This is a genomic window from Neoakkermansia glycaniphila (assembly GCF_001683795.1).
GTDB classification, from domain to species: domain Bacteria; phylum Verrucomicrobiota; class Verrucomicrobiia; order Verrucomicrobiales; family Akkermansiaceae; genus Akkermansia; species Akkermansia glycaniphila.
Map to the genome: position 1 here is coordinate 1 of NZ_LIGX01000034.1, position 26892 is coordinate 26892.

Sequence of the window (26892 nt, forward strand, 5' to 3'; positions counted from 1 at the left end):
CCCCTAACCCTCCCACCCTCAACTCCCCTCCTTGCGGCATGCCCTGCCATGCACAGGCTTTGCATGCCCTTGTTCACTTATTTTCTAACAAGAAAATACACCCCCAACCCAACCCATGCACACACGACGCCCCCTCCGCGCCAAGCTCATCCTGCCGAGCCTTGTCGAAGCCAACGGCCCCGACTGGCGCCCCATCAAGTACTCCCTGTTCCCTCCCGTAGGCCTCGCCACGCTGGCTGCCTACTTTTCGGAAGACGACGAACTCGAAATCATCGATGAACACGTCCAGCCGCTCCACATGGACGACTCTCCCGACCTTGTCCTCATCCAGGTATACATCACCAATGCCTACCGTGCCTATGCCATAGCCGACCATTACCGGGCGCAGGGATGCCACGTCGCGATGGGAGGCCTGCACGTCACCTCCCTGCCGGACGAAGCGCAGCAGCATGCCGACACCATCATCCTCGGCCCCGGTGAAGAACCCTTCCCCCGCTTCCTGCAGGACTTCCGCCAGGGCCGCGCCCTGCCCCGGTACGCCGCCGCACGCCATACGCTCGAAGGCCGCCCGCTCCCGCGCCGCGACCTCATCCACAGGAACAAATACCTCGTGCCGAACTCCCTCGTTGTCTCGCGGGGATGCCCCCACCACTGCGACTTCTGCTACAAGGACGCCTTCTATCAGGGAGGCAAATCCTTCTACACCCTCACGACCGACCAGGCTCTTGAGGAAATCGAAACCCTGCCCGGCAAACACCTGTACTTCCTTGACGACCACCTCCTCGGCCATCCCCGCTTCGCACGATCCCTCTTCGAAGGCATGAAAGGCATGAATCGCCTCTTCCAAAGCGCAGCCACCGTCGAAAGCATCCTGAAGGACGACCTCATCGAAAAAGCCGCCGAAGCGGGATTGCGCTCCCTCTTCGTCGGATTCGAAACGCTCGACAACGGCAACCTGATCTCCAGCAACAAAACGCACAACCTCCACCGCGACTACACCGCCGCCATCCGCAGGCTCCACAGCCTCGGCGTCATGATCAACGGCAGCTTCGTCTTCGGGCTGGACGGCGACGACGAAACCGTCTTCGACCGCACTGTCGACTGGGCCGTCTCGCAGGGCATCACCACGGCCACCTTCCACATCGCCACGCCCTACCCCGGCACACGCTTTCATCAAAGCATCGTCTCGCAGAACAGGCTACTCACCCGCAACTGGGACCTGTACGACACGCGGCACGCCGTCTACCGCATCCGTGGCATGAGCTCCGAAACGCTGGAACGTGGCTACAGGCGCGCCTACCGGAAATTCTACAGCTGGAGCAACATCGTCAAATCCGCCCGCAACCCCTTCCTCGCCCCGAACCGCCTCCGGCAATTCCTCTACACGGCAGGATGGAAAAAATGCGAACCCTTCTGGAACATCGTCATCCAGAGCGGCATTCTCGAAAAATCGCGCCCCCTCCTCGAAGGCCTCCTGAACACCATGCAAAATTCAGGCCAGAAGAAGGAATTGTGACGAATTCGCCACACACGGCCTCTTGCTGCATCTGCCGCCGCCCGCTTATACTGTGCGGCGACAGATGACAACCACCACACCACCGGAGGCACAAGATGCAACCTCCGCCAAGAAGGACAAAATACACGTCGAATCCATCTTCATCTCGGACCTGCACCTCGGCACGCGCGACAGCAAGGCCGACGAATGCCGCAAGTTCCTGCGCCGCTACCGGTGCAAGCGCGTCGTCCTCGTCGGCGACATCATCGATGCATGGGCGCTCAAACGCGGAGCCAAATGGCAAAAACCCCACACCCGCTTCATCCGCAGCCTCCTCAAAAAAGCCGAAAAGGAAGACTGCGAAATCATCTACCTGCGCGGCAACCACGACGATGTGGTCGAACGCTTCTCCCCCTTTGCGCTCGGCTGCCTCACCGTGGCGAACGAATACGTCCATACGGGGCGCGACGGGAAAAAATACCTCTGCGTCCATGGAGACGGCTTCGACAGCATCTCCACCAACCACCGCTGGGTGGCCGTACTGGGCTCCGTCGGCTACGACGTCCTGCTGTGGATCAACCGCGTGTACAACACCTACCGCCGCTGGAGGGGCAAGGATTACTACTCCGTATCCAAAGCCATCAAGGCCAAGGTCAAAAGCGCGGTCAACTTCATCGGCAAATACGAAGAACAGCTTGAAAACATGGCGTGGAAGCGCGGCTGTGCGGGCATCATCGCCGGACACGTCCACCACCCCGCCGACAAGAAAGTCGGCGAGAAAGGCGTGCATTACCTGAACTGCGGCGACTGGGTGGAAAGCCTCAGCGCCGTCATCGAATACGAGGACGGCCGCTTCGAAATCGTCCACTATGCGGACGAAAAAACTCCCGCCTAGGCTCCCTTCTCCTCGACGACGACAGCGCGGGGCACTTCCTTGATATACACATCCTGCTGCGGGAACGGAATGGAAATACCGTTCTCGTTGAACGTACGGTAAATCGCTTCGCGCACGCGGGAAAGCGTCGCCATCTTCATGCGCACGGGAGCCCACACCCACACGCCGAGATTCACCGAATTGTCGCCGAACCCATCCAGCACCACGGAGGTATTGCGCGTCTTCGACAGCCCCTCCACATCCCTCACCGCTTCGAGAATCAGCGTGCGTGCCTTGTCCACCTCCGTGCCGTAGGCAATGCCGATTTCCACCTTCACCTGCTCGAACACGTGATTGCTCGTCATATTGCGGAAATTCTTGTTGAACAGCTGGTTGTTCTGGAAGGCGATCACCGAGCCGTCCAGAGTCTCGATATACGTCGTCCGGTAGCCGATGGACGACACCTTGCCGCGAATGCCGTCGCACTCCACGATATCGCCCTGCCGCAAGCGGCCGAACATCAGCGACAGCCCGCAGATGATATTGTCGATCGTATCCTTCAACGCGAAACCGAGGCCCATGCTCATCCCGCCGAGAATCATCATGATCCCCGTGAAATTGACCTGAAACACCGCCAAGGAAATCAGCACGTACACCCCCCACAGCACGAAGGTTCCCAGCGTCATATACGTCGAATAGCCGCCCAGATCATAATCCTCTCCCAGCTTCTCGTGCAACTCCGTCTTCACCACGAAAATCACATACCGCAGGGTAATCGCCATGAAAATCACCGTAATGATCGCATTGACGGAAATCGACTGCGCGAAGTCCGACACGATAAACGGCGTACTCGCCCACTCCCGGATCAGATGGGCGATATTGAAAATACTGGCAGGCCACAGCAGGCTGAACATGATCAACAGCAGCGACATCACCGGCAGCACGAACTTGGACATGAAAGGCTGCAGCCTGTGCCCGGCATTCTCCACGCGCAGGGAACGCTTCTTCTGATAGATATGCACCAGATGGTAAAACGCCATCAGGAACAGAATGCTCGTCAGCAGCATGATCCAGGCCAGCATCACGAGGAAGAACAGGAAGGAAAAACCGATCAGGGAGCAGATCGACGCCAAACCGATCAGAACGCACGATACGGTCGAGAAAAACTTGTCCACGGGAGGAGCCGTCTGCTTGTTGCGCACGAGAATCCAGACGTTCCATGCAAACACCAGCGGAAACAGAAGCGGCAGGGTCATATTCACGATGATATTCGGTGCCATGCTCATGCGCAGGAAAATGAACACCGTGCAAAGCACCATGCCCGGCGCATACAACAGCAGGCCCTGCCGCACCTTCTCGTAAGGCAGCCGCACCGTCACGGAAAACGTAATCAAAGCCAGCGTCATCAGGAACTCGATGCCCGTCGTCATCACGGCCCGCATGAAGTCCAGCGGCTGCAGCAGCGACCCGATCGACATGAAAAAGGCGAGGTACAGCAGCGTACTCCAGCAAATATGATAGGGAGCCTTCTCCATCATATTCCGTTTCATCAGAATCTTCTTGAGCCCCACGCGGAACGTCAGCCTCGCCAGAAGATAGGAAACCACAAGGAAAAGAGCAATACCCTTCACCATCTTCCAGACTTCCTTGGTGCGTTCCGTAGAACTGTCATCCACCACGTAGGTTGCGATAAATGCTTCCTTGAATCGTTCACATGCCGACGAGAAATAATTCAACACCGATACGGGTGAATAAAACACCGTATTCACCATGGCCTGCAACTTATCGGCTGCATATGTTTCCAAAGCGGCGCTCTTATCGTTCAATGAGCCGATGCGCCCCTTCTCCTGGGTCAGAGTCTTCAGATACGCGTCGATCACTTTGTTGAGCTTGTCGCACTTCTTGACGGCCTGCGCCTTGGCCTTCCGGCTCTCTTCCGAAAGCGTAGCATCGTCCATCGCCGCGATGGAATTCTTCAAGCCGTCGAGCCTTGTCTTTTCCTCGTTCAACAGCTTGATGGCCCGCTCGAAAGTAAACGTCGTCTGCGACGTGGCCTCGTTATCCACCAGAGTCTTGAGCTCGGCCCGCAGGGACATGACCTGCTGGCAGTAGAACGCGAGGGCGAACATATTGGTCGCATCCTGCGAATACAGGATCACGCCGAGCTTGTTCAACTCCTCCGCCTTCTTCTTCTGGTTCGCAATATATCCGTCCAGAATCTGCTGAAATGCCTTCATCTTGGAAGGAAGCTCGTGCAGCCTGACATCAAGCTCCTGATTGATGGTCGCAATCGTCTGCTCCGAAGATTCGTCGGCAGCCCTCAACCCGGGAGCAAGAACACCCAGCATCACCGCCAGGCAACACACGACACCGCGCAGCACAGAAACCGGAAACGAACAGAAAGACATACCCGTCTTTTACACGTCCTGCCGAAGAACGCAAGACTTTTTCATTCAACATCTATAAAAGTATGAGGCATATCCTTTTTTCAAGCGGATTTCAAATCCGACGTCAAGAGGAATAATCGCAAGGACCAACAGATAATGAAAAAATTACGATCATTTTACAGGAGGAGTTTTCCTCATCTCAAAATAAATGATCAGAATTGTACCGTGTTTATCAATCGTCTTTCAAATTTGACCAGCAAGACAATCTGAAAAATACCAACAATAAGCTGATTTGAAATCCGTTATACTAGGATTTACATTTATTGAAAACCATATTCACATGAAATTACATATACCTCTTTCTCTCCGGTTTATCCTCAGCCTTGCGATCCTGTCAGCCAGCACAGTCTCCGGTATCACGCTTCCCTCCGTTATTAACGACGGCCAATCACACGAAGAGACTCTCACCGCAAACACGGTGATCGACAACTCTCCCTTCACGCTTGCCGGTCAGTCAAGCCTGCAATTGACAGGTAACGGCTACGATCTCACCGTACAAAACACGGCCTCGGGCAGCAACTTCTATGTCAAGGAAGACTCTTCCTTGGAGCTCTCCAACATGGGCAACATCATTTTCACGGAAAATAGTACGAAGTATTCGGGTGGGGCGTTCCGCATCGAACGCGGTACATTATCCATCACCGGAAACGGAAATATCACCTTTTCGGACAATAGGGTAGCCATCGGCAAAGGCGGCGCCATTTACCTGATACTCGGCTCCACGCAGGAATTGACCGGAAACGGCAACATCGTCTTCTCGCAAAATTACGTATCCAATGACGGCGGGGCGATTTATCTCCATTCCGATTCATTGAATGCAAGGACCACACAAACGATTTCCCGTAACGGCCACCTGGAATTTTCCGGCAACCGCACAGGTACGGACGGATTCGGGGGAGCGATCCACCTCGCACTGTCCAGGCAGGACATCACCGACAATGCATCGCTGACGTTCTCCGGCAATACGGGAGCCGGTGTCGGCGGAGCCATCTGTATCATCGATTCTTCCATTCAATTCATTCTGAACAACGGCAACATCACCTTTTCGGACAATACAGCAGGCACGATAGACAGCGTACAGGGTTTTGGAGGAGCCATCGTCGGCTTCATCAATACAGAACAGACAATTGCCGGCAATGATACCGTTTCGTTCCAGCGCAACGTTGCCAAGAATTCGGGCGGAGCCATCTATCTGGCATTCAACTCCACTCAAACCCTGCAGCAAAACGGGCAGCTCGTTTTTTCCCGAAACTCTGCCGGTGTCGGCGGAGCCATCGCCCTCGACGATGCCTCGCTGACGATTGCCGACAATGCCTCCGTCATCTTCCGGGGCAATTACAGCTTCGCTCTCGACCCGGCCTCCTCCATAGATCCGGACACCCAACCCAGACTCAATGCCATTGTCGGCACGGTGACGCTGGATGCCAATGCCCAGCCTGAACCCATACTCAATCTCTCCGCTCCGGATCACGGTACCATCACATTCCATGATCCCATCGTCCTTCAGGCTGCAAACAACAACAGCCTCACCACGACAGACGCCGTGCTTCTCAACCTCAACGGCATCACATCCACCGGAGGAACGAGCGAAGCCACGGGATCAGGCACAATCGTGCTGACGGGAGAAAACGCAGAACAGGACCTCCATGCAGCATGGCAGCGGGAACAAGATCGCCGGTCCGACGCCGGGCTTGCTCCCCTGCCCACCCCGGACGAAGCCGCATGGCAAACCATGCTGGAAGACTCTCGCACCACTTCCATCAAAGGTGCGGCCGTTCTTCACGGCGGTACTTTCGCCATCACGAATGGAGCCGCTTACCGGGGCGAGGACTTCACAACCATGCCGGGCAGCATGCTGCACCTGCGCAACAATGCCTCCATGAACGTCCGGAATGCCATCTTCTCATCCGGCAGCCGTCTCGAAATCTCCGGCTCAGCACCAAGCCGGATATCGGCGGACAACCTGACAGCAGGAGGAACCACCTTCGGCTTCCGGTTATCTGGACCGTCCGGCACGCCCATGCTCTCCATCACGGCCAATACGTTCACCTTCGGAAACAACGCCTTCGTACTCTCGCCCGATCAGGGAATCACTCATCTGGCAGACGGATCCTATACCCTGCTGCACTTCACCGGGCAGGATAATCTCCACACGCTCTTCTCTTCGGCAACCTTGCGTTTCGAAGGTATTGAGGCCGAAACGAGCGAATTTTCATGGAATGAAGAAGGCACGGAATTAACGTGGAAGGGCAGCGGCATCATCGTCACCGAATTCCGCCCGGAACCACCCTCGCCCGGCGATCCCGATCATCCGGCCACCCCGGCTCTCTCCGATGCCGCAACCATGGCAGCCGCCGTATCGATCAACACCCTGTGGACAACGACCCGCTCCCTCCAACGCTTCACGGACAGCCTGCGCACGCACTCCGTGCAGCTCTCCACGGGGTAGGAAGGCCGTGGCAAAATCTGGTTCGACACCATCGGCAGCTTCCTCAGCCAGAATGGCGAACGTGGATTGCCCGGTTACGACTTCTCCTCATGGGGTGCAGCTCTCGGAGGAGAATATGATATGACTCCCTACCTGACGTTGGGCGCGGGTATCGGCAGCCTCTACGGTAAAAACAAGGCGGATGGCGGCATCTCTTCCATCGACCAGGCGTTGACCATGGGCGGCCTCTATGCCAACATCCGCCTGATGGAACACAAAAACGATACCCTGTGGCTGAGTGCTGCGACGGCCTTCGGCCATTCCCGCAACAACGGCCACGCCTCCGCACGCGACGGTTCGTCCACCCTCGCCGCCAAATGGAACGAAAATGCCTGGACGGGCGACCTCCGCACCACATGGATACATGCCTTGAACGAATCCACCGCCTTGCACTGCTTCGCCGGAGTCCGTTACACGGCGGCGAATCGAAACGCCTTCACGGCATCGAACGGCAACGCGGAAAACGACCGTTTTGGCAAAGCGGATCTCACCACCATCCAGCTCCCGGTCGGAGCGGGCCTCAGCCACCTGTCCGGGAAATGGAGCTTCTACGGTGAAATGTCCGTACTGCCGGACGCGGGACGCAACAATCCGCATGCCTCTCTGGTAGATAGCCACGGCAATCGGTATACGGTCGACGGCATCAATCCCGGCCGCTGCGCCGTTGAACTGCAAGCGGCGGCAGCCTACGCATTGACGCCGAACTGGCAGCTGACGGCAGGCTACCAAATGGAGACGACAGGCGACACGACACAACAGAGGGTAACACTGGGTACGGCTTACAGCTTCTGATCCGGTCCCATCCATTCGGTCGGGCGGCAGACTCCCCCATTCTCCCCTGTGGTACATCCACAGGGGATTTTTCTTTCCGATCAACTCGGTAGAAAAAATTCCGGCATCGGCAGGCGGAATCCCACAAACCGCATTGAATCCGTATGGCGACTCTCAAGAAGATCCCATCGGCGCATAGGCCCCCGAAACATTTCTGGACGCTATAGAAATAATGCTGGAGATTGCACATGGATCCTCTCCTATCACAAAAAAACCTATATGGATGCCGGGTTGATCATCAGTGACGCAAAAACCGCGTTCCCCGGTACAGGGAACGCGGTCGGTTAAACATGATCCAGTCGCTTCAGGCCTTGGTTTCGGGAGCCTTCGGAGCAACAGAGGCATCAGCTGCGGAAGAACCGAGGAACGAAGGCAGTTCAATGCCCACGCTCTTCGCCACCTCATGCAGCGGCAGAGTTTCCTTCACGAGGTTCTGGACGAAACCGCCCACGGATGCATCCCGCCCGTTGCCCATGACGACAACCTTGTCGAACGTCAGCTTGCTGATGGCTCCGGCCTGCAGTTCCACAATCTTGGGAAGCTGTTCCGTCACCAGCAGGGACGAAGCATCGCGAGAAGAACCGGAGGCGGCCACAATCTGCTGGAAGCCGCGGGCCTTGCCTTCGAGCACCGCCTCAATGGCGGCAGCCTCGCCTCGGCCGACAGCTTCGAGACCTTCACCCTCGGCCTTCTTCTTGAGCAGAAGGGCATCGGCCTCACCCTCGGCCAGCTTGCGCAGGGCGGCGGCTTCGGCTTCGCGTTGAATCAGCAGAGCATCGGCCTTGCCTCTCTGCTCCGTCTTCAGCACGGAGGCGGAAGCTTCGGCCACGAGCTCGCGCTCGCGCTTCTGCGTCTCCGCAGCAACAAGCACATTGGCGGCCTGCGTGGCGCGTTCGAGTTCGGCACGCTTCAATTCGGCTTCCTTGGCGGCGAGATAGGCTTCTTCCTGAGCCTTGGCTTCCTGCACCTTCTCCGCCACTTCGGCGAGCTTGTGCGCTTCGGCCTGCTTCACCTTCAGCTTCGCCTGCGACTCCGCCACCTTGATCTGAGCTTCGTTCTGGCCTTCGATGGAAGCGGCATTCGCCATGGCCACCTGCACGGCCTGCTCCTTCTCGGCTTCAGCCTTGCCGATCTCGCCTCGGCGGGTTTCTTCCGCCACCTTGATCATCGCATCATTGATGGCGCGTGCGGCGGCTTCCTGCCCAAGAGCGGCGATATAGCCGGAGGCATCCTGAATATCGGTAATATTGGCATTGATCAAATGCAGGCCGACCTTGTGCAACTCCACATCCACGGCGCCGGTAATGCCCCGGATCAGCTTCTCGCGGTCCGCATTGATTTCTTCAATCGTCATCGAAGCGATCACCACGCGCATCTGGCCCATGATGATTTCCGTCGCAAGGGAGCGGATCTCGTCCCGTGTACGGCCAAGCAGGCGGGAAGCCGCATTCTGCATCAGCTCGGGAAGGGTCGAAATGCCCACGATGAAGGAAGAAGGCACATCCACGCGGATATTCTGCGAAGAAAGCGCGCCCTTCAGCGGCACGTCGATATTGATCGGGTTCAGTTCCAGATAGGCATAAGATTGCAGAATGGGCATCACGAACGTCGCGCCGCCGTGGAAACAGCGGGCCGGCTGCCCCGCTCCCACCTTGCCGTAAACGATCAGCACCTTGTCCGACGGACACATCCTGTACCGGCTGAACAGCCATGCGACCGTACCGATGATGAACAGTGCCAGAATGACGATGGCGAGGATGGATGTTGACGAGTCGAGCGACTGCATGATCGACGCGATATATGCTTGTTGTATCATGGTTATTATGGGGTTTCTCTCTTTATTGGGAGCTTGTCAGAGCGGAGACACCGTCAGCACGCCCGCATGAACGGCCGTAATCTTGACGGGAGTCTCCGCCGAAAGGGGAACATCGCCGGACTGCACCGCCGGCAGGAAAAACAACTGGCTGGGATGCGCCACCTTCACCTGCCCGCCGGATTCTCCGTGAGGGGGAATCGTCACATACACGAGAGCCGGCATGCCCACCAGCGAATCGTACTTCAGCGTACCGTCCGAACGCAGGCTGTAAATCATCCGCATCAGGAACACGATCAGGAAAAACATCGCGAAACCGCCGATGATGCCGCCGATCACGGACTCGCCCACCGTACCTCCCGCCTGCGACAAAACGAACCCCGTCCAGCCGAAACCGAGGAGGAAGCCCGTCAGCGAGCGCAGGGAAAGCCATCCGGCCTCATGGCCGCCGCCTGCTTCCCCGGCGGAGGAAATATCGTCCCCACCATCGGAAAAGAACGAAAAAACGGAAACCAGCACGGCCATGGCCGTCGCAAACCACGCAATCGCGCAGAAAATACCGGTCGCAGACAGGAAATCGGGAATCAGGTTGAAATAGGTAAGAATGCGGGTAATGGAGTCGAACATATTCTTAAACGAAGCATAGGGTATTGCCGCACATAAGTCAACGGAAAAAGATGAAGCAAAGGAAGCTCACAGTCAACCCGTTACAAAATCATGACAATAAAGGCGCACGCAAAAAATGCGCAGGAAAGCCCATACGAACCGCAAACCCGCCTCAACGGCGGTTCCACGTCAGCTTCCGGTACAACACCCAGATACCCATCACGGCGAACCCGCAGAGCATGCCGCCCAAATGCCCGGCCTCGCCGCCTGCATTGTTCCAGTTCATCGCAATCACAACAAGGGCAACCGCCAGCACAACCAGAGCGAACGTACGCACGGACATCTCAATCGGCGGGAACCACAACGCCACACGGGCATACGGGAACATCACCGCTGCAGCGGCAATCACCCCGTAGATCGACCCGGAGGCTCCGACCATCGGAATCATCTTCCAAAAGGGAATATACTCGGACAACGCCGCCAATTCCTCACGCATGCACAAGCCCTGCGACATCAACAGACTGGAGAACAGCGCACCGACTACACCGCAGCCCAGATAAAACAGCAGGAACCGGAACGCGCCCATCATGCTGCACACCGCACGGCCAAAAATCCACAGGGCAATCATATTGAACAGGATATGCCCCATATCCGCATGCACAAACTGGTATGTGATCAACCGCCAGTATTCCCCCAGATCGAAACAGTCTTCAAAGGAATATGAACCGTAAACCATCGGCAACGGCACGGGCTCTCCTCCCATATTCGGCACCTGCCGCATCAACCCAAAAACGAACACAACCACATTGATGGCGATCAGCCCCTTGATGATCCGGTCGGCTTCCACGTCGCGCGTAAAACTCATGCCTCCATCCTAACCGCACCGCCGCACTCCGGCAAGCATCGACCGTGTCAACCTCCGCAAGCAAAATCTCCCCGCCCGGTTGCACCCGGACGGGGAGATCGTCAATCACATGGAATACAACGGAAATCAATCGATCGACAGCGCTCCGCGGGAATCGGAACCGCCTGCGCCCGCAATCACAAGACGCACCTGATAGGCACCGCCCGCCTTCAACTCGGGAGACGACAGCGTATAGCGATTCTGCTTCGGGCGGCCTCCGGCAAAGCCGGCCTGCTTGCTCTCCGCAATCACACGACCCTTGTCGAGCACCTGCACGGATTTGATATCCAAACCATTGCCTCCGCCCGTATAATCGAACGACAGATTCATCACTCCATCCTTGCGGGGAGAAGCGCCCTTCACATACGTCACTGCAGGACCGCCCTGCAACACCTCGGGAGACCATTCATACTTCCCTGCTCCTGCAGACGCCAATTCCTTGACAAGACGCACCCGCACATCACCCGACGACGGCTGGGCGGACTTCACATCGAACACGATCGAATTGCCCGCCTGCACATCGCCCGGACGCACAGCAAACGGCACCATTCCGCTCGTCGAATCACCGGACAGACTCAAAAACGCATCGGATGCACTCCCCTTGCCCGACGTACCCTGCACGCGGATGCCGGACACGGTCACGGGGGATTTCGGCTGTTTCAGCTCGAAACTCAATTCGTACGCACCCGGAGCCAGCACCACGCCGTCCATCGGAATGCGAAGCTCCGCAGTCTCGGACTTCGTATCATCGGAGGTCCAGAACATCGTCGGATAATCGCCGCCCTTGAAATTGCGGGGATTGAACAACTCCACGCCCTTGCCCGAATACACCGTCACCTCGCCCTGCGAATCGCGGCCGGAAGCGGCATTGGCATGGGTCACCTTCAGTGCATACTTGCCGGGCGAAGCCTTGGCAATCTTCAGACGGTAAACATGATCCTGCTTATGCGTGCCGGAGAAGCCGTCGTGCTCATCGGCGGAAATGGACTTCCCGTCGCGCAGCAGCTCCACCTTCTTGATCTCCAGCCGGGAACCACCCTTCTTGTAATCGAACTTCGCGATCACCTCGCCGGAAGACTTATCTGTCAACTGCGGCAAATCAAGCGTAAACTCGCTGCCGGCAAGATCTCCGGAACTCCACTCCCCGGCGGGCAGCGGATCGATAAAACGGTAATTCACCTTGTAGGCATCCAGCACATTCGCATGGTCCACAAGCCGCTTGTAGTAATCCTTGTAATCCTTGCGCTCCTTTGGGGTCCAGGTCAGCTCGGCGATCGCCGTCACACGGGGAAACGCCTGATACTCCACATGCTCCGTCTTCGGCATCAGCTCGCTCCAGAGCTGGCCCTGGGCGCCGTACACATTCTTGCGGCCCTCCTCCGTCAACCCCTGCGGGAACAGATCGTAATTGTAAATCATCTCCAGCGTAAACGGCCCCTTGTACAACGACCAATTATCGGCAGGAGAATCCGTCTGCCACGAATCCAGATAAAACGGCCCCACGGAACAATGCACGATCCCATGGCCGCCATTGGCCGACTTGATCGCATTCTGCCGCGACAGCCACGGCATGATAATCGCCGACTTCGTCAAATGATCCATATTGCTGCCGTGCATAATCTCCTCCCACCCCATCGGGCGGCGGCCCTGCTTCGCAATATGCTTCGCCAGCTCATTGAACATCCATGCCTGCATCTCGTCCTCATTCTTCAGGCCGAGGGCTTTCATCTGCGCCTGCACCTCCGGACTATTCTTCCACTGCCCCTTCGGAGCCTCGTCGCCGCCGAAATGAATCACCTCGAACGGGAACAACGCCATCGTCTCATCCAGCACATCCTTCAGGAACGAAAGCCCCTTCTCGCTCGGAGAAAACAAATCCACGGAAATATTCGACTTCACCGACGGAGCCTTGCCCGTCGTCCCGAACTCGGGATACGCCGTCAACGCCACCATCGCATGGCCGGGGAACTCGATCTCCGGCATAATCTCCACATGGCGCGCCTTCGCATACGCCACGATCTCCTTGATATCCTCCTGCGAATAATAATCCGCACCGTGGAAATTGCCGTACATGCACTTCGCCGGGCGGGACGGATCCGTCGGATCCTCGCTCGGATAAGTGGAGGGCGTACCCTTCGCCACCTCCAACAGCTTGGGATACTTCTTGATCTCAAGGCGCCAGCCTTCCGAATCCACAAGATGCCAGTGCAACCGGTTCATCTTGTGCAAAGCCATCAAATCGATAAACTTCTTCATCCACTCCTTATCCTTGAAATGGCGGGCGGAATCCACCATCACCCCGCGCCACACGCATGTCGGAGCATCCTCCAGCGTCATCGCGGGAATAGCCGTCCCCGTATCCTTGGCCTGCCCCACAATCAGCATCTGATTCAGAGACTGGATACCGTAAAACACCCCGGCGGCACTGCCTCCCGCAATCTCGATACCCTTCGGAGAAACCTTCATCACATACTCCTCCTTCGGCAGCTTCCCATCGATGGACAGCGTAATGCCTCCGGACGAAGCCTTACCCTTGGCGGCAGGCAGCTTCTTCAGAATACCTTGCAGAATCGACTTCTCATTGGCAAGAGAAGCATCCGCCGCTACGACCGTACCCGGCTGCACGACAAACGCCTGATCCTTCTGCCCGGCAAGCCGGAAATACCCGGTCAACGGCGAACCGTCGGGAGCCTTCTCCTGCACGGGACGAGGAATCACAGGCACATCGGCCAAAAGGGAACCGGACGAAACAGCCGCCAACAACACGCCCCAGGGCGACAAACGAAGAAATGAGGATTTTGACATAAAATGGAAATGCGTCCATACAATACGCTATGACACCATACGGACGCAAGACAACAAATCTTGCAGCCGCACAAAGAAAACCGCAGGGCAGCTCAATGCTCCGGGCACCCGCAATCCAGCCGGCTTCCCTCCCGCACAAGCGGGAACTGCTCCGCAAGAGGATACGAAGGCACCTGAATCAGCTGCACATCGTACATCTCCGCAATCGCCGGAGCCTCCGACGAGGCATAGGCCTCACCGTAATAAATCGTCTTCACGCCATGCGCGCACAACGCCTGCATGCAAGACGTACACGGCATCGTCGTACAGGCCACCACTCGGGCTTCGCCTCGCTTGAACAAACTGCACAAATTGATCTCCGCATGCAGCATGAACTTCTGCCGCTCATCGCGAGACTGCCAGAACTCCTCCTGCGGATCGAACCCCGGAAACAAACCGTTATACGCAGTCCCGATCACGCGGTTATCCTTATCCAGAGCCGCCGCTCCCACCTTGCGGTAAGGATCTTCGGAACGAAGAGCGGCCACATGGGCCAGAGCCATCACATACTCGGGAATACTGATACGGGACATAACGAACGGAAGAACTGGCAACAGCCTACACGCAAACCCCTGCCATGACAAGCGGGAAATGGAGCGCCCCCATTTCCCGCTGGACAAATGCCGCCCGAACACGTAGCATCCGCCCGCACCATGAACAACCTCACCGGCACCTCCATCCTCGCCCTCTCCGCCCTGCTCGCAGCCCTGCCCTCCTGCCAAAGCTACTACGGCCAGACCATCTCCCGCCAGACCGACGGACTCACCCTCCTGAACGCCGCGCTGGGCAACATCCACGACAAAACCTCCGCCGATGCCGCCGCCATCGAAGTAGACCGCTACGGCACCCTCCTCATGCAAGATGTCCGCGGCCTCCTTGCCCATGGCAAACCCAACCTCCTTGAACTCTACCTCCTGAAAAACAGCTATCAGGACAGCAATCTCAAACCCATGGCCAAGCAAACCCTCGCCCAGCTCTTCCGCCTGTACGGCCAGGGCTTCTATGGATCTGCAGCCCTGCGCCAATCCTTCGTCAACCAATTGACCAAACTCTGATACCCGCACTCGGGAACCTCACTTCTCCTTCTTGACCGGATCGGCCAACGGAGAATTCACCCGCTCCTCGGGAGGCAAAAGCTTCACGATCAGCTTGCGGAGAGCTTTGCTCTCGCGCCGCATTCGCACCACCCACACGGACAGCGCCACCGTACCCACCACCAGAAACACGCTCAGACTCCAGCAAAGACGGCGCAACGAATCCATCCCCTGCTGCAAATTCGCCTTCAACTCCCCGTCGCGATTCAAATTGCGCACGGCCGTCTGAGTCAACTCGGCAGTCATCCGATTCAGAAAAGACGACAGCTCCTCCATCATCTGCGCCTTCCGCTTCTCCAAAGCCTCCTCCACACCCAGAGATGCCGAAATCGACTGAATCGGAGCCTGCTCGGGATTCTTCCTCTGCTCCTGTGCCGTCTTCAACCCCGCTTCGATCAGAGACGAACCGAACTCGCGCCACCGCTCCTTCCTATCCTTCTTCGCATCCGGCTCACCTTCACCGAAACACGGCAGAAAAGAACAAGCCATGGCAGCCATAGCCAACATGCGGATGCACAATGTACGCCACTTCAAAACATTCATATCCATTTAACTACGCTGTTAGCAAAAAAGAATCAAGCAGGAAAAAGGACATCGTCAACCACCGCGTCAACCGCACACCACCATACGCCGCATCCCTCATCCCGCCCGTGCGAACCGCCTACTCACTGGCAATACCACCCTATGCCGGAAAAAACAACGAAAACGGAACTTTTTCTCTTGACGGAATCCAATGATTCCGCTAAACTCCGCGCACCTCATCACATGGTGGAGTAGCCAAGTGGCCTAAGGCAACGGTTTGCAAAACCGTCATTCGTGGGTTCAAATCCCACCTCCACCTCCAATTTTCAAGATAAGCTGAGAGAAGCCGAGTCGCACCGCCCAAGAAAGCGGTGCTTTTTTGTTCCCAGCTTATCCCGGCTTATGCTAGATTGAGAGGCAATACCAAACGGTCGTGCTTGAAAAGCATGTTCGTTTGAAGCCTCGATACGCCATTGAAAACAAGCAGCCGATGCAAGGCATCCGTGTGCCGATTGATGACGGTTATGGTTCAGAAAAATCCCTTTCTACGGCTCAAACGACGAAATTGCCGTCACCTATTCTGCCATATCCATGACAATTCGAAAAACAAATAACCCCTTGATTTATCAAGGGGTTATTGAATAAAATCTGGTGGAGCATAGGGGAGGCCTAGTATGTAACTGGAGAGTTATGTTGTTTATCTATAGGGCGTTGCGTTTTTTGTCATGTTGCTGGAGCTTTATATAATTGGTATATATGTGGTGCAGTTTGTGCTGCACGATCAATTAAACATATCAATTATATGGCGCATCTCATTACAAGAACCAATTCCCGCTTCTGGTACGGTCGCTGGCGTAACGGTGAGACGATTTCCATGAAGTCCACCCATGTGCCCGTCAAGGGAGATTTTATCGGGGGTATCAAGGAGACTACGACTCAGGCTCGCCGAAGGGCCCAATCCATTGCAGACGCTTATGAGGCTTCCGACAAGGAGGGGCTCGGCAACGAACTCGTTCGGGAAGTTTTGTCTTCTCTTGCCAAGGAGTCTATCCCGGAGATTCCTTCTGTCAATGAGTATCTGGAAGGTTATCTGTTTCTTCGACGTTCCCAGCTTACCCGGAATACTCTGTACAATATGAGGAAAGCCTATGAGCTTTTCACGAAGCATCTCGGTTCCAGGGCGAAGCTGCCGATCAATACGGTGCGACGCAGCGATGTGAAGGCGTTCGTCAGCGAGCAGCTTCAGCAGGTGCGCAGGAGTACGGTGCAGAAGTATATTACGGCTCTTTCCCCCGCTTTCATGAATGCAGTGGATGATGAGATTATCGAGAAGAATCCTTTTTTCAATACGAAGGTGCCTCGCAACGTAGGGCATGAAGATTCGTGCAAGGAGGCGTTTACTCCTGACGAGGTGGCTCTGATGCTGGAGAGATTGCCCGAAGAGTGGTACAGTATGGTGCTGTTCTGCCTGTGCATGGGCGGCCAACGTCTGGGGGATGTCGCCATGCTTCAATGGAATCAGATCGATCTTGAGGCGGGGATGATTTCACTGGTGACGGGCAAGACGGGCCGTCGTTTGCGCATTCCCGTTATCGGGCCGCTGGAGCAGCATATTCGCGCAATTCCTCACACTGGGCGGTTCGTGCATCCCGGCTGTGCGGAGAAGTATCAGCGGCAGGCGGGCCGGTACCTGTCTTATCAATTCAAGGTGTGGTTGCAGCATATCGGGGTGATCGCCCGGGATGCTTCGACGAATGCCCGAGGCGGTCGTACCCGCAATGTCGCGCCCAAGACGTTCCATTGTCTCCGCGCCACCGCTGCGACCTGGCTGCACAATCTCGGGATCGACCATGCGCTTGCCAAGGAGATTGTCGGGCATGATTCGGAGGCTTCCCACCAGCTTTATATCCGTCCTTCGGACGATTCCCGCAAGGATGCTCTCGAAAAGCTCGGGCAGGCGATTCTGGGGTCTTCTTCCCGGTTGCGTTGCCCTGCTCCGCTTCCGGCTGCCCCGTCAGTTCCCCGGACGGAGAAGCCAACCGCCGTTCCTTTCTCCACGGCGACGGCTACGGAGTGGAATCCGGGGATGCCTTCTTCCGGCGCTGTTTTTGTTTTCAATGCGTGTTGATCTTGTCGTTTCTGGCGGGGTATGAAAGACGCCCGTTTCCCATGCGGGGGAAACGGGCGTTTCGTTTGTTCCCTGCCGTGCCGTTTGGCGCGGGTTCTGGCTTGCCGGAGGCGGGAAAAGACGGGACAAGGTTTGTCTGTTCAGGATTATCTATTTGCCCTGGCTGTACATCCCGGCAGACAGGGGCTGGTCAGGTTCATATTGATGAGCCATTCTCTTTTCTGCAATGGCAATCCACCAGATGATCGTTCACAAAGCCTGCGGCCTGCAAGTGGGCGTAACAGATGGTCGATCCAAAGAATTTGAAGCCTCGCTTTTTCATGTCTTTGCTCATGGCGTCTGATTCCGGTGTCGTGGCCGGGATGTCCTTGAGTGTTTTGCGGTGATAAATGATCGGTTTTTGGTCCGGGAAGAATGACAGTGTGTAGTTGTAAAAGCTGCCGAATTCTTCCTGTATGGCGATGAATGCTTTGGCATTGCTGATAGCCGCCTTGATTTTGAGCCGGTTTCTGACGATGCCTGCGTCCTGCATGAGGCGTTCGACATCCTGTTCCGTCATGTTGGCAACCCTGGTGACGTCAAAGTGATGAAATGCTTTGCGGTAGCCTTCTCTTTTACGGAGTATGGTGATCCAGCTCAGGCCTGCCTGGGCGCTTTCCAACGTCACGAATTCAAAGAGAAGTTTGTCGTCCGTGATGAGGTTGCCCCATTCTTCGTCGTGATATTTCATGTACAGGCTGTCGGCGCCGCACCAACCGCATCTTCCATTGATCAGGTCTTGCATTTCCATGGTTATAACCCTTCTTATCATGCCTCAATTCCTTCGATTTGTCCAGCCCATAAGTGCAAGCCTGTGCCCATCGTCTGTTGGGGATGACGGGATGCTGGTGTCTTTTTCCTGCCGTTTGTTGGTCCGGTTCATCAGGCGGCTTCCCTGCAGGGCATGAGGAAGGCATTTTGTTGTCGAGGCGGGTGGCTCCGAGTGCGGCCTTGACGGTGATTTGTTCACGGACGTCGATGTATTCGGAGCGCGGTTCGATGCGGAAGGCGGCTTCTTTCCAGATGCCGAATTTGACGCGGGTTTTGAGCCACGCGACGCAGAGGCGGTTGCCCGCTTCGTCGAGGGGGAGCATGTTGGTGATGAGGAATTTGACGCCGAGGAAGTCGTTGACTTGTCCGTTGGTGAGGGAGGAAAAACCGTAGTCGCGCCGCTGGGTTTGTTCCATGAGGAGGAGGTCCATGTGCTGTTTGGGGGAGATGGCGACGACGATGTCGTCTCCCTTGCCGGGTTTCCAGTGCAGGATGCGGTAGCGGCACAGGAGTTCCGCGATTTTGTCGAGGAGCATTCCGGAGGCGGTTTTGGTGCCTTTGGCGACGAAGTCCGCCGGGATGAGCTGGAAGGAGCCGGGCGAGGTGTCGAGGGTTTCTATGGTGGCTCCGTCGTCTCCGACGTAGTTGGGGGCGAGGATGCCGCCGCAGACGCCGTCTTCCTGGGTGCGGATGCGGTAGCCGCCCGCGTCGTCTTCCATGACTCCGAGGATGACTTCGTCGTGCATCCGGGCGCAGGCTTTGCGTTGTTCTCCCATGACTTCTTCAGCGCGGAGGTCGAGGGTGTCCATTTCCAGTTTGTCGTCTTCGGAGAGGGGGATGGAGTCGTAGAATTTGCGGGGTTTGATGCTGCGTTTGCCGAAGTCCATTTCGGACCAGACGATTTTCTGGAGCCTTCCGCTGTATTCTCGCATTCGGGCGCTGCCGTGGTAGGGGAGTTCTACCGATTTGCCCCGGCAGTTGGGGTGGATGGTGACGAAGGGTCTGACGAGTTCCATGTCCTGCTGGATCTGGACTTCCCATTTTGTTTCGTGTTTGGTGCGAAACATTTTCGTGATGTCTGGCGTTAATTCCATAGTGGCTTATTTTCCTGTGGAATGGGGGCGGCAGGATATGCTCATGGTGTGAGTACGGGGTGTGCATGGCGTGAGTTTCGCCTTCTTTCTTGACAATGGTACAATTTTCTTGTACGTTTCTGGCATGACCCCGTTATGCCTTTCCTATAGTGAAGCCCGGCAGAATCTTTCGCAGACGATCAAGACGTGTGTGGATGATTCGACGCCGGTGATCATCAGGTCGCGCCAGCGCGAGGTGGTGATGATTCCGCGTGAGGAGTGGGAGTCCTGGATGGAGACGATGCACCAGCTTGATGCTCCGGCCAATGTGCGCCATCTGGAGAGGTCTCTTGAGGAGCGGAATCGTGGGGAGTCCGTGGTGATGAGCGCGGATGATCTGAAGAAGTTCATGTCTTCGACGGAAGATGAAGCTTGAGTTTTCCAAGTCGGCGATGGCCGATCTGGCCTTCTGGAAGAAGGCGGACCGGAAGGTGGTGGAGAAGGTGACGGCTCTTTTGCTGGAGATTTGCGAGTCGCCCTATACGGGCAAGGGGAAGCCGGAGCAGTTGGTGGGCAATTTGTCGGGGTACTGGTCGCGGCGCATCAATGCGAAGGACAGGATTGTTTATGCCGTGGATGAGGAGGCGGGGGTGGTGTTTATTCGTTCTCTGCGGAAGCATTACGAGTGATTTGCCCGGCGGAGTGCCTGGGTGGGGACACAGAGGGGCGCAGACTCGACGCAGATGATGCACGGATTTTTTGAGGGAGAATCCGGCGGAGTGCCGGATCAGGTGAGAGTTTGGCGATTCATGTAATGCACCTGCTTTCCTCATGATATGAGTGTTCCTCTTTCGTCTGTATGGCAGATAGGATGGGGGGATGAAACGTGTGGCGTTCAATGGCGGGGAGATTTCGCCGGAGTTGTCGTTGCGGTCCGATCTGGATGTGTTCCAGCGGGCCGCGCAGTCTCTGGTGAATTTCGATGTGTCGCAGATGGGAGGGATTCGCCGCAGGCGCGGGATGATGGCGTTTTGCCCGGCGATGGAGCGTTCCCGGCTGGTTCCATATGTGTATTCGCAGGAGGAGCGGTTTCTCGTGGAGGTGTCGGGCGAGCGTGTGCGGGTGCTGGATGCGGCTTCCGCCGCCGTGCTGGCGGAGTTCGACGCGGAGTTCGGCGAGGTGGAGTTCTTGCGCTGGAAGCAGGTGAATAATCTGCTCATTCTGACGCATCCGGCCTGTGCGCCCTGTGTGCTGAAGCGGAATGGCGCGGGGAGGTGGGTGTTCGAGCCGTATGTGTTCTCTGCACCTCCGTGGCGGTATGCGGGGTACCGGGATGAGGAGCTGCTGGTGTTGGGGAATGCGGACGGGAGTTATTCGGTGGTGTTGCCGGACAGTTTGCCGGAGGTGGAGCGCTCAATGGAGGGCGGCGATTTGCTGCGGGCTTCGTTTTATACGGAGGAGAGGGAGTGTTTTGCCTGCCGGTCGGTTCTGGTGGGCGGGGTGCAGGTGTTTTCGGAGCTGGGCGGAGAGTCGTTTTATGCGCAGGGAGCGAAACTGGCGCGGCGCGGGGAGGCGAGTCTGGCGTTTTATGTGTGTACGAAGGATCTGGAGGCGGGGAGTTTTGTGGACGGTCTTAATTTGCCGGAGAATTATCCGGACAATTTCCTGCGGGCGGAGAGGACGGAGGGGTTCGGCGGGGTGCAGCCGGTGAACGGGTTGAGCGAGCGGAGGTATGCGAAGGGGGAAAAGGTTGTGCTGCGGTCGGGGTACTGGGAGTACTGGACTTGCGTACGGGCGTTTGGCGGTGGGGATTTCGTGCAGGCGGCGGTGTCGCCCTCGGATTATCCGGGGCATTTCGTGAAGGGGCTGGCGGTGGGGGAGGCGGTGCCCTGCCGGGGGACGTGGGAGTTTTTCTGTTCCGGGGCATGGTACGGGAGTTATGAGGTGCGGCGAAGCTATGACGGGCCGGGGCTGGACCGGGAGTGGGAGTCGCGGGGGATTTCGTTTTCACGGATCGGGGCGGCGAGCAATGTGCTGATGACCGGGGACGAGAGCGGGGAGGAGTGCCGGGTGCGGCTGTTTCTGACGCGGAGCCGGTTTATGGACGAGTCTCCGGTGAACGGGTTTCCGGACGATGTGTGCGGGAACAGGCTGGTCGTTTCTTCCTACAAGCATGATTTGCTGCTGCGGTATTGGGAGAGTGTGGATGAGGAGACGGAGGCTGTGCTGGCCTCGGGCTGGCATGATGCGAGTGCGGTGAAGGTGGATTTTACGGGGAGGCGGAGTTTTGTGGACTGGAGCTGGTGTGCGTTTCGCCCGGCGTACGGGTTCCCCCTGCTCTGCGAGGTGTTTTCTCAACGGCTGGTGTTCGCTTCGACGGTGGCGCAGCCGCAGTCGTTGTGGATGAGCCGGACGGATGATCTGGACAGGTTCGACCTGGGGAAGGAGGAGGATGCGGGGATTGCGGTGACGTTGGCGACGACTTCGCAGAATGCGATTTGCTGGCTGATGGCGCACGGGGAGAGGCTGCTGCTGGGGACGGCGGATGCGGAGTATGTGGTGGGCGCGGGGCAGTCGGGGGCGGTGTCTCATGCGAATGTGCGGGCCGGGAATCACGGGTATGTGGGGAGCGCGCCGCTGCCTGCGGTGATGGCGGTGGACAAGGTACTGTATTGCGAGCGCGGAGGGGCGAGGATGTTTCAGTACGGGTACGATTTTCAGAGCGATGCGTATGTGAGCCGGGATTTGACGGTGTTTGCTTCGCATATTCTGGCGCAGGACGGCGGGGTGGCGTGCGGGGCGATGCTGCGGAAGCCGGAAGCGAGGGCGGTGTTTGTGCTGCGGGACGGGTCGATGGCGTTGATGACGTACAATAGTATGCACGAGGTGCATTGCTGGCACAGGTATGAGACGGCGGGGCGTGTGGTGTCCGTGGCGGCGTTGCCGAACGGGACGCGGGGGGATGTGTTGTTTTTGATCGTGGAACGCGAAGAGGATGGAGTTGCCATGAGGTGGATTGAGGTGATGCGGGAGGATGGCCCGTGGATGGATCACGGGGAGAGGGATTATGTGTCGGAGGTGGTGACGAATGCGCTGACGGCTCCCGATGTGCGGGCGCAGAAGGTTCCGATCGCGCAGGTGCAGATGTTCCTGGAAGAGGAGTGTCCGGCGGAGGGGGTGGAGGTGACGGCGGACGGGACGGTGTGGGTGAAGCTGGACCGTTACGGGATGCTGCCGAGGGGGTGGAATGCGCTGCTGGCTTCCGCCCGCTGGGACTGGGAGTGCGTGGTGGGGCTGAGGGTGCGAGGAGAACGGGGATTTTCTCTGCTGGCGATTCAGGGGTAGGAACGGTTTTTAAACACAGATGGACACGGATGAGACGCAGATTTTTTGGAGTGCGAATCCGGCGGATTGCCGGATTGGTATGGAGGGAAATTTTGATGAATGTTTATTCCCTTTTCTCTTTTACCTTGAAACCTATGGATTTGACGAATGAACAGTTTGAGGAGGTGGCGGCGTTGCTGGCGGACAGGTGGTGGCGGTTGTGCCATTTGTACTGGATTGTCGATGTGGACGGGCGTGTGGTGCGGTTCGTGCTGAACTGGGCGCAGCAGGAGCTCTACGACCATCTGCACCACAGGAATGATGTGCTGAAGGTGCGGCAGCTCGGGATTTCAACATTCGCGGCGATTCTGGAGCTGGATGCCTGCCTGTTTACGGAGAATATTACCTGCGGTGTGATCGACCGTTCGCTGCCGGAGGCGAAGAAGAAGATGGCGAAGATGCGGTTTGCCTTCGATCATCTGGATCATGTGCCGGAGGGAGCGACGGAGGAGGATCGGCTGGTGGCCGCCATCGGCGGGATGGTGAAGGAGGAGATGAAGGGGTGCCGGTTTACGACGGAGGATGCGACGTTTCCCAATGGCTCGACGGTGTATGTGGGGACTTCGCTACGCGGGGGGACTTTGCAGATTCTGCATATTTCGGAGCTGGGGGCGATTGCGGCGCACGATCCGAAAAAGGCGGAGGAGATTATCAGCGGCGGGTTCAATACGGTTCACCAGAACGGGGTGATTATCAAGGAGAGTACGCATGAGGGAGGCCAATATGGCTTGAATTACGAACTGACGGTGGCGGCGATGGATATGGTGGGCAAGGAGTTGACGCCGCTGGATTTCAGGTTCTTTTTCTTTTCCTGGATCAGGCAGCCGGGGTACAGGATTGTCGGAGGGAAGGCTCCGGTTGAGCCGAAGATGGTGAAGTATTTTGCGAGTCTGGAGGAGGAGTACGGGATCGTGCTGGACGATGAGCAGAAGTGCTGGTATGCGGCGATGGCGAGGACGCAGAGGAAGATACGGCAGGAGTTTCCGACGGTGCCGGACGAAGCTCTCAATCCGGTGGCGGAGGGGACGATTTTCGGCAGCCAGATCAATATGCTGCGCGAGCTGGGGAGGCTGACGGCGGAGTTCGAGGCAGACGCGCATTTGCCGGTTTATACGGCGTGGGATATTGGGCTGGCCGATTTCATGAGTATCTGGTGGATTCAGCCGGGGCGGGACGGGAAGTTTTATGTGCTGGATAATTATACGGCGAACGGTCGGACGCTGGATCACTACATCGGGGAGCTGCGGAAGCGGGAGGCGACGTATGGCCGCGTGGCGGAGTGTTTCCTGCCGCACGACGGGGGGAGGCGGTTTCTGGACGGGGCGAGTTTTGCGGGGAGTCTGGAGAAGGCGGGGTACCTGGTGACGTGCGTGAAGAGGACGCAGGATTTGTGGGCCTCAGTGGATGCGACGCGGCAACTGCTGCGCCATGCGGTGATTCATGCGCGGTGTTCGCAGCGGACGGCGCTGCCGGATATGATCGCGGGGTATCTTTCCGGGGTGGATGCGTTGTCGAATTACCGGACGGCCCCGTCCGGTACGCACGGGGTGCTGCGGACGGAGCCGCTGCACGATGTGTGTTCCCATGCGGCGGATGCCCTGCGGACGTTTGCCGAGGCCTGCGAGAAGGGGTTGGTGGCGAAGGAGCGCGGATGGAAGGAGGAGGATGCGGGAGAAGAGATGTGCCAGGGCCGGATGCGGGGGCTGGCGAGGGGGGCGGAGGAGCTTTTTTAAAAGGTTAGAGTTATTTAATTGCTATTTTATGATAATTAATTACATATATAAATATGTCAAAAATTTTATTAGATACTTCAACTCTTATTGAAATAAATAATTCAAATTCAATTGATATCGACAATTTGACTTGCCCAGATTTTGTGAAAAACAATATATTTACAGGAATTGAGGCATTAATATTATATGATGATATATTTATAGATGGATCTCCATATGTCAATCATTATAAAATAGAAAGTAGCATATTGCGTGATTTTTCTGACATATTAAAACCTATAAAAATATCAGAGGATGAATTGTTAAATATTCATAAAAAATACAAGTGTTATCCAGTTGAAAAAATTATTAAAAATTTCCGCAAAGACTATCATAAAAGTACACGCATGAATAAAGATTACCTATCCCGAGATTGTTCATCTGCACACATGAAAATGTATTCTTTATTTTTTGAAAAAGAAATTACTGATAAATATATTATCAATTTAGAAAAAGATTTATTTCCAATACTTGTAAATACAATTAGATGCGCATATTATATTGAATTGCAAAATAAAATATCATCTGATTTGGTGCTTCATCCAAATAAAAAAGAATTATTATCAAGTATGCATAAATTAACTCAAGAAGGAGTTCCTTTTCGCTTGATTCGTTCATTTGAGTCTGCATTACATGAAAGAACAAAAGAATTACATGATATTTATTTGGGGGATACAATAGCATCCTTCAGTGTCCCCATAATCGCTTCATATGTGCTTAATCGTGCCCGAAAAGAAAAAGAATCATTAAGTCATGTTATTAGAGATGTACGCAATTCAAAAAAAGCAGTGCAATTCAGAGAAGGAATGTCTTGTTTGATCGAAGCATGTAGACAAGGCAAAACCGCATTAAAATTAGATATTCTTCAAAATTTAGACGAAGCCAAGCATGAATGGGAAAAGCATATTCATCATAAACCTTATCGAAAAACGCGAAAAATCAATTTGTCTGTATCATGTTTCGCCGGAATTGGAACCGATATTGCAGTTCCTTCCCTTGATTGCAAAAAATGCCCTTCTGAAAAATTATTGACTTTTATTCATGATATGATGTTATTGCAATAATAAATTAAAATAGAAGATATTACAAATACATCTTCATGGCATATGCATCTCTCATGCCCTAAAAATAGGAACATGTTTAAAATAGTTCAAAACGATTTCGAAAACTGAGAGTATTTTTGTAGGCTGTCAGAAGGGTCCGGTGAAACATTCATAGATTGCTGAACATACATGAGACGAGCCAGTTTTGAATGGGCGAATTTCACGTTTTCGGTGAAGAAGGAAAGGGTGGAGGAATGTACGAGAAGAGCGGAAATATAGACGCCTGTGGGGACTGCAAGGGAACGGATGTTTTGTGGTGAGGTGAATTATGGGATTTTGTGCACCCAAATCATTTCTATAATCAATAGAATTTTAAACGACGTAACAAAAAAATATTATTAATTAGATATCGTCGACAATTACTCGAGCCAGATAAGAATGCCGATGAAATGAGCGAGGGAAAGAAAAGAAGAAGCCAATTTCTCATACCGTGTCGCAAATCCTCTGAATCTCTTCATTTTCAGAAAAAGTCTCTCTACAAGATTTCTCTCCTTGTACAAATGGGTATCGTATTTTCTTTGTTCCCGCCTGTTTTTACGCGGAGGAATCACGGCAACTGCCCCCATACTCTCAACAGCTTGAACAACATAATCCGCATCATAACCGCGATCTGCCAAAACGTGACATGCTTGCTGTCCCTGCAGTAAGGCCATGGCCTGCTTGTAATCAGATTCTTCTCCTCCCGTCAGAATAAATTTCATCGG

The 26892-nt window shown here is 55.6% G+C and carries 21 protein-coding genes and 1 tRNA gene; 12 read left to right on the top strand and 10 right to left on the bottom strand.

The window, feature by feature from the left end; genetic code table 11:
- Positions 1-115: 115 nt before the first annotated feature.
- Together AC781_RS09515 and AC781_RS09520 are read left to right on the top strand one after the other, a co-directional pair.
- Positions 116-1516: a B12-binding domain-containing radical SAM protein gene (locus tag AC781_RS09515; RefSeq protein WP_067777172.1), complete on the top strand. Its 1401-nt coding sequence runs from the start codon at positions 116-118 to the stop codon at positions 1514-1516.
- Positions 1517-1580: 64 nt separating this feature from the next.
- Positions 1581-2390 carry a UDP-2,3-diacylglucosamine diphosphatase gene (locus AC781_RS09520; RefSeq protein WP_067777175.1) on the top strand — a complete coding sequence of 270 codons (810 nt, stop codon included), beginning with the start codon at positions 1581-1583 and terminating at the stop codon, positions 2388-2390.
- Here AC781_RS09520 and AC781_RS09525 read toward each other — a convergent pair.
- Complete coding sequence (locus AC781_RS09525; protein WP_071133486.1) at positions 2387-4777, bottom strand: mechanosensitive ion channel family protein; 2391 nt, start codon at positions 4775-4777, stop codon at positions 2387-2389. The genes AC781_RS09520 and AC781_RS09525 overlap by 4 nt on opposite strands.
- Positions 4778-5096: 319 nt before the next feature.
- On the opposite strand from AC781_RS09525, the gene AC781_RS09530 reads away from it, so the two are divergent.
- Both AC781_RS09530 and AC781_RS09535 read left to right on the top strand, forming a co-directional pair.
- Positions 5097-7265, top strand: coding sequence for a hypothetical protein (locus tag AC781_RS09530; protein WP_067777181.1), 2169 nt, complete (start codon positions 5097-5099; stop codon positions 7263-7265).
- 15 nt (positions 7266-7280) lie between these two features.
- Positions 7281-8096, top strand: a complete 816-nt coding sequence (locus AC781_RS09535; protein WP_083076909.1) for an autotransporter domain-containing protein — start codon at positions 7281-7283, stop codon at positions 8094-8096.
- A gap of 343 nt (positions 8097-8439) precedes the next feature.
- Here AC781_RS09535 and AC781_RS09540 read toward each other — a convergent pair whose 3' ends face one another.
- The 5 genes from AC781_RS09540 to AC781_RS09560 all read right to left on the bottom strand — a co-directional run bounded on the left by AC781_RS09540 (position 8440) and on the right by AC781_RS09560 (position 14835).
- Entirely contained in the window at positions 8440-9951 is a 1512-nt protein-coding gene (locus AC781_RS09540; RefSeq protein WP_245741034.1) for a flotillin family protein, read from the bottom strand.
- Positions 9952-9987: 36 nt separating this feature from the next.
- Entirely contained in the window at positions 9988-10575 is a 588-nt protein-coding gene (locus tag AC781_RS09545; RefSeq protein WP_067777191.1) for a hypothetical protein, read from the bottom strand.
- A 151-nt stretch (positions 10576-10726) separates the two neighbouring features.
- Positions 10727-11419, bottom strand: a complete 693-nt coding sequence (locus tag AC781_RS09550; RefSeq protein WP_067777194.1) for a rhomboid family intramembrane serine protease — start codon at positions 11417-11419, stop codon at positions 10727-10729.
- Positions 11420-11545: 126 nt separating this feature from the next.
- Positions 11546-14263 (bottom strand): beta-N-acetylhexosaminidase, encoded by a 2718-nt coding sequence (locus tag AC781_RS09555; protein ID WP_083076912.1) that lies wholly within the window; start codon positions 14261-14263, stop codon positions 11546-11548.
- A 92-nt stretch (positions 14264-14355) separates the two neighbouring features.
- Positions 14356-14835 carry a deoxycytidylate deaminase gene (locus AC781_RS09560; protein WP_197677903.1) on the bottom strand — a complete coding sequence of 160 codons (480 nt, stop codon included), beginning with the start codon at positions 14833-14835 and terminating at the stop codon, positions 14356-14358.
- A 120-nt stretch (positions 14836-14955) separates the two neighbouring features.
- Between AC781_RS09560 and AC781_RS09565 the strand changes: the two genes are divergently transcribed.
- The gene (locus AC781_RS09565; RefSeq protein WP_141675861.1) at positions 14956-15357 is read left to right on the top strand and encodes a hypothetical protein; all 402 of its coding nucleotides are present in this window, start codon (positions 14956-14958) and stop codon (positions 15355-15357) included.
- Positions 15358-15375: 18 nt separating this feature from the next.
- Here AC781_RS09565 and AC781_RS09570 read toward each other — a convergent pair whose 3' ends face one another.
- Positions 15376-15903: a hypothetical protein gene (locus tag AC781_RS09570; protein ID WP_071133485.1), complete on the bottom strand. Its 528-nt coding sequence runs from the start codon at positions 15901-15903 to the stop codon at positions 15376-15378.
- Between the two features lie 260 nt (positions 15904-16163).
- Here AC781_RS09570 and AC781_RS09575 point away from each other — a divergent pair.
- Both AC781_RS09575 and AC781_RS09580 read left to right on the top strand, forming a co-directional pair.
- Positions 16164-16240 (top strand) — tRNA-Cys (locus AC781_RS09575).
- 480 nt (positions 16241-16720) lie between these two features.
- Positions 16721-18046: a tyrosine-type recombinase/integrase gene (locus tag AC781_RS09580; RefSeq protein WP_071133484.1), complete on the top strand. Its 1326-nt coding sequence runs from the start codon at positions 16721-16723 to the stop codon at positions 18044-18046.
- A 196-nt stretch (positions 18047-18242) separates the two neighbouring features.
- On the opposite strand, the gene AC781_RS09585 is transcribed toward AC781_RS09580, so the two are convergent.
- Both AC781_RS09585 and AC781_RS09590 read right to left on the bottom strand, forming a co-directional pair.
- Positions 18243-18830 (bottom strand): DNA-3-methyladenine glycosylase I, encoded by a 588-nt coding sequence (locus AC781_RS09585; RefSeq protein WP_067777229.1) that lies wholly within the window; start codon positions 18828-18830, stop codon positions 18243-18245.
- Entirely contained in the window at positions 18718-19923 is a 1206-nt protein-coding gene (locus AC781_RS09590) for a phage capsid protein (RefSeq protein WP_067777210.1), read from the bottom strand. Before AC781_RS09590 ends, AC781_RS09585 begins: the two co-directional genes overlap by 113 nt.
- Positions 19924-20074: 151 nt before the next feature.
- Between AC781_RS09590 and AC781_RS09595 the strand changes: the two genes are divergently transcribed.
- The 5 genes from AC781_RS09595 (at position 20075) to AC781_RS13760 (ending at position 26149) form a co-directional block, all read left to right on the top strand.
- Entirely contained in the window at positions 20075-20365 is a 291-nt protein-coding gene (locus AC781_RS09595) for a type II toxin-antitoxin system Phd/YefM family antitoxin (RefSeq protein WP_067777213.1), read from the top strand.
- A complete protein-coding gene (locus tag AC781_RS09600; RefSeq protein ID WP_067777216.1) occupies positions 20355-20618 on the top strand; it encodes a Txe/YoeB family addiction module toxin in 264 nt (87 codons plus the stop codon). Before AC781_RS09595 ends, AC781_RS09600 begins: the two co-directional genes overlap by 11 nt.
- 190 nt (positions 20619-20808) lie before the next feature.
- Positions 20809-23274 carry a phage tail protein gene (locus tag AC781_RS09605; RefSeq protein ID WP_067777219.1) on the top strand — a complete coding sequence of 822 codons (2466 nt, stop codon included), beginning with the start codon at positions 20809-20811 and terminating at the stop codon, positions 23272-23274.
- A gap of 134 nt (positions 23275-23408) precedes the next feature.
- A complete protein-coding gene (locus AC781_RS09610; protein WP_071133483.1) occupies positions 23409-25046 on the top strand; it encodes a hypothetical protein in 1638 nt (545 codons plus the stop codon).
- A 53-nt stretch (positions 25047-25099) separates the two neighbouring features.
- Complete coding sequence (locus AC781_RS13760; protein ID WP_141675863.1) at positions 25100-26149, top strand: hypothetical protein; 1050 nt, start codon at positions 25100-25102, stop codon at positions 26147-26149.
- A gap of 398 nt (positions 26150-26547) precedes the next feature.
- Here AC781_RS13760 and AC781_RS09615 read toward each other — a convergent pair.
- Positions 26548-26892: transposase (locus AC781_RS09615; protein WP_141675834.1), on the bottom strand; the 345-nt coding region annotated here is incomplete at its 5' end.

Coding starts and splice junctions, on each gene's coding strand:
- AC781_RS09525 (WP_071133486.1), bottom strand. CDS start 4,777: ATGTCTTTCTGTTCGTTTCCGGTTTCTGTGCTGCGCGGTGTCGTGTGT.
- AC781_RS09540 (WP_245741034.1), bottom strand. CDS start 9,951: ATGATACAACAAGCATATATCGCGTCGATCATGCAGTCGCTCGACTCG.
- AC781_RS09605 (WP_067777219.1), top strand. CDS start 20,809: ATGAAACGTGTGGCGTTCAATGGCGGGGAGATTTCGCCGGAGTTGTCG.
- AC781_RS13760 (WP_141675863.1), top strand. CDS start 25,100: ATGTCAAAAATTTTATTAGATACTTCAACTCTTATTGAAATAAATAAT.
- AC781_RS09550 (WP_067777194.1), bottom strand. CDS start 11,419: ATGAGTTTTACGCGCGACGTGGAAGCCGACCGGATCATCAAGGGGCTG.
- AC781_RS09545 (WP_067777191.1), bottom strand. CDS start 10,575: ATGTTCGACTCCATTACCCGCATTCTTACCTATTTCAACCTGATTCCC.
- AC781_RS09565 (WP_141675861.1), top strand. CDS start 14,956: ATGAACAACCTCACCGGCACCTCCATCCTCGCCCTCTCCGCCCTGCTC.
- AC781_RS09530 (WP_067777181.1), top strand. CDS start 5,097: ATGAAATTACATATACCTCTTTCTCTCCGGTTTATCCTCAGCCTTGCG.
- AC781_RS09590 (WP_067777210.1), bottom strand. CDS start 19,923: ATGTTTCGCACCAAACACGAAACAAAATGGGAAGTCCAGATCCAGCAG.
- AC781_RS09580 (WP_071133484.1), top strand. CDS start 16,721: ATGGCGCATCTCATTACAAGAACCAATTCCCGCTTCTGGTACGGTCGC.
- AC781_RS09600 (WP_067777216.1), top strand. CDS start 20,355: ATGAAGCTTGAGTTTTCCAAGTCGGCGATGGCCGATCTGGCCTTCTGG.
- AC781_RS09610 (WP_071133483.1), top strand. CDS start 23,409: ATGGATTTGACGAATGAACAGTTTGAGGAGGTGGCGGCGTTGCTGGCG.
- AC781_RS09515 (WP_067777172.1), top strand. CDS start 116: ATGCACACACGACGCCCCCTCCGCGCCAAGCTCATCCTGCCGAGCCTT.
- AC781_RS09570 (WP_071133485.1), bottom strand. CDS start 15,903: ATGTTGGCTATGGCTGCCATGGCTTGTTCTTTTCTGCCGTGTTTCGGT.
- AC781_RS09595 (WP_067777213.1), top strand. CDS start 20,075: ATGACCCCGTTATGCCTTTCCTATAGTGAAGCCCGGCAGAATCTTTCG.
- AC781_RS09520 (WP_067777175.1), top strand. CDS start 1,581: ATGACAACCACCACACCACCGGAGGCACAAGATGCAACCTCCGCCAAG.
- AC781_RS09560 (WP_197677903.1), bottom strand. CDS start 14,835: ATGTCCCGTATCAGTATTCCCGAGTATGTGATGGCTCTGGCCCATGTG.
- AC781_RS09555 (WP_083076912.1), bottom strand. CDS start 14,263: ATGTCAAAATCCTCATTTCTTCGTTTGTCGCCCTGGGGCGTGTTGTTG.
- AC781_RS09585 (WP_067777229.1), bottom strand. CDS start 18,830: ATGCAAGACCTGATCAATGGAAGATGCGGTTGGTGCGGCGCCGACAGC.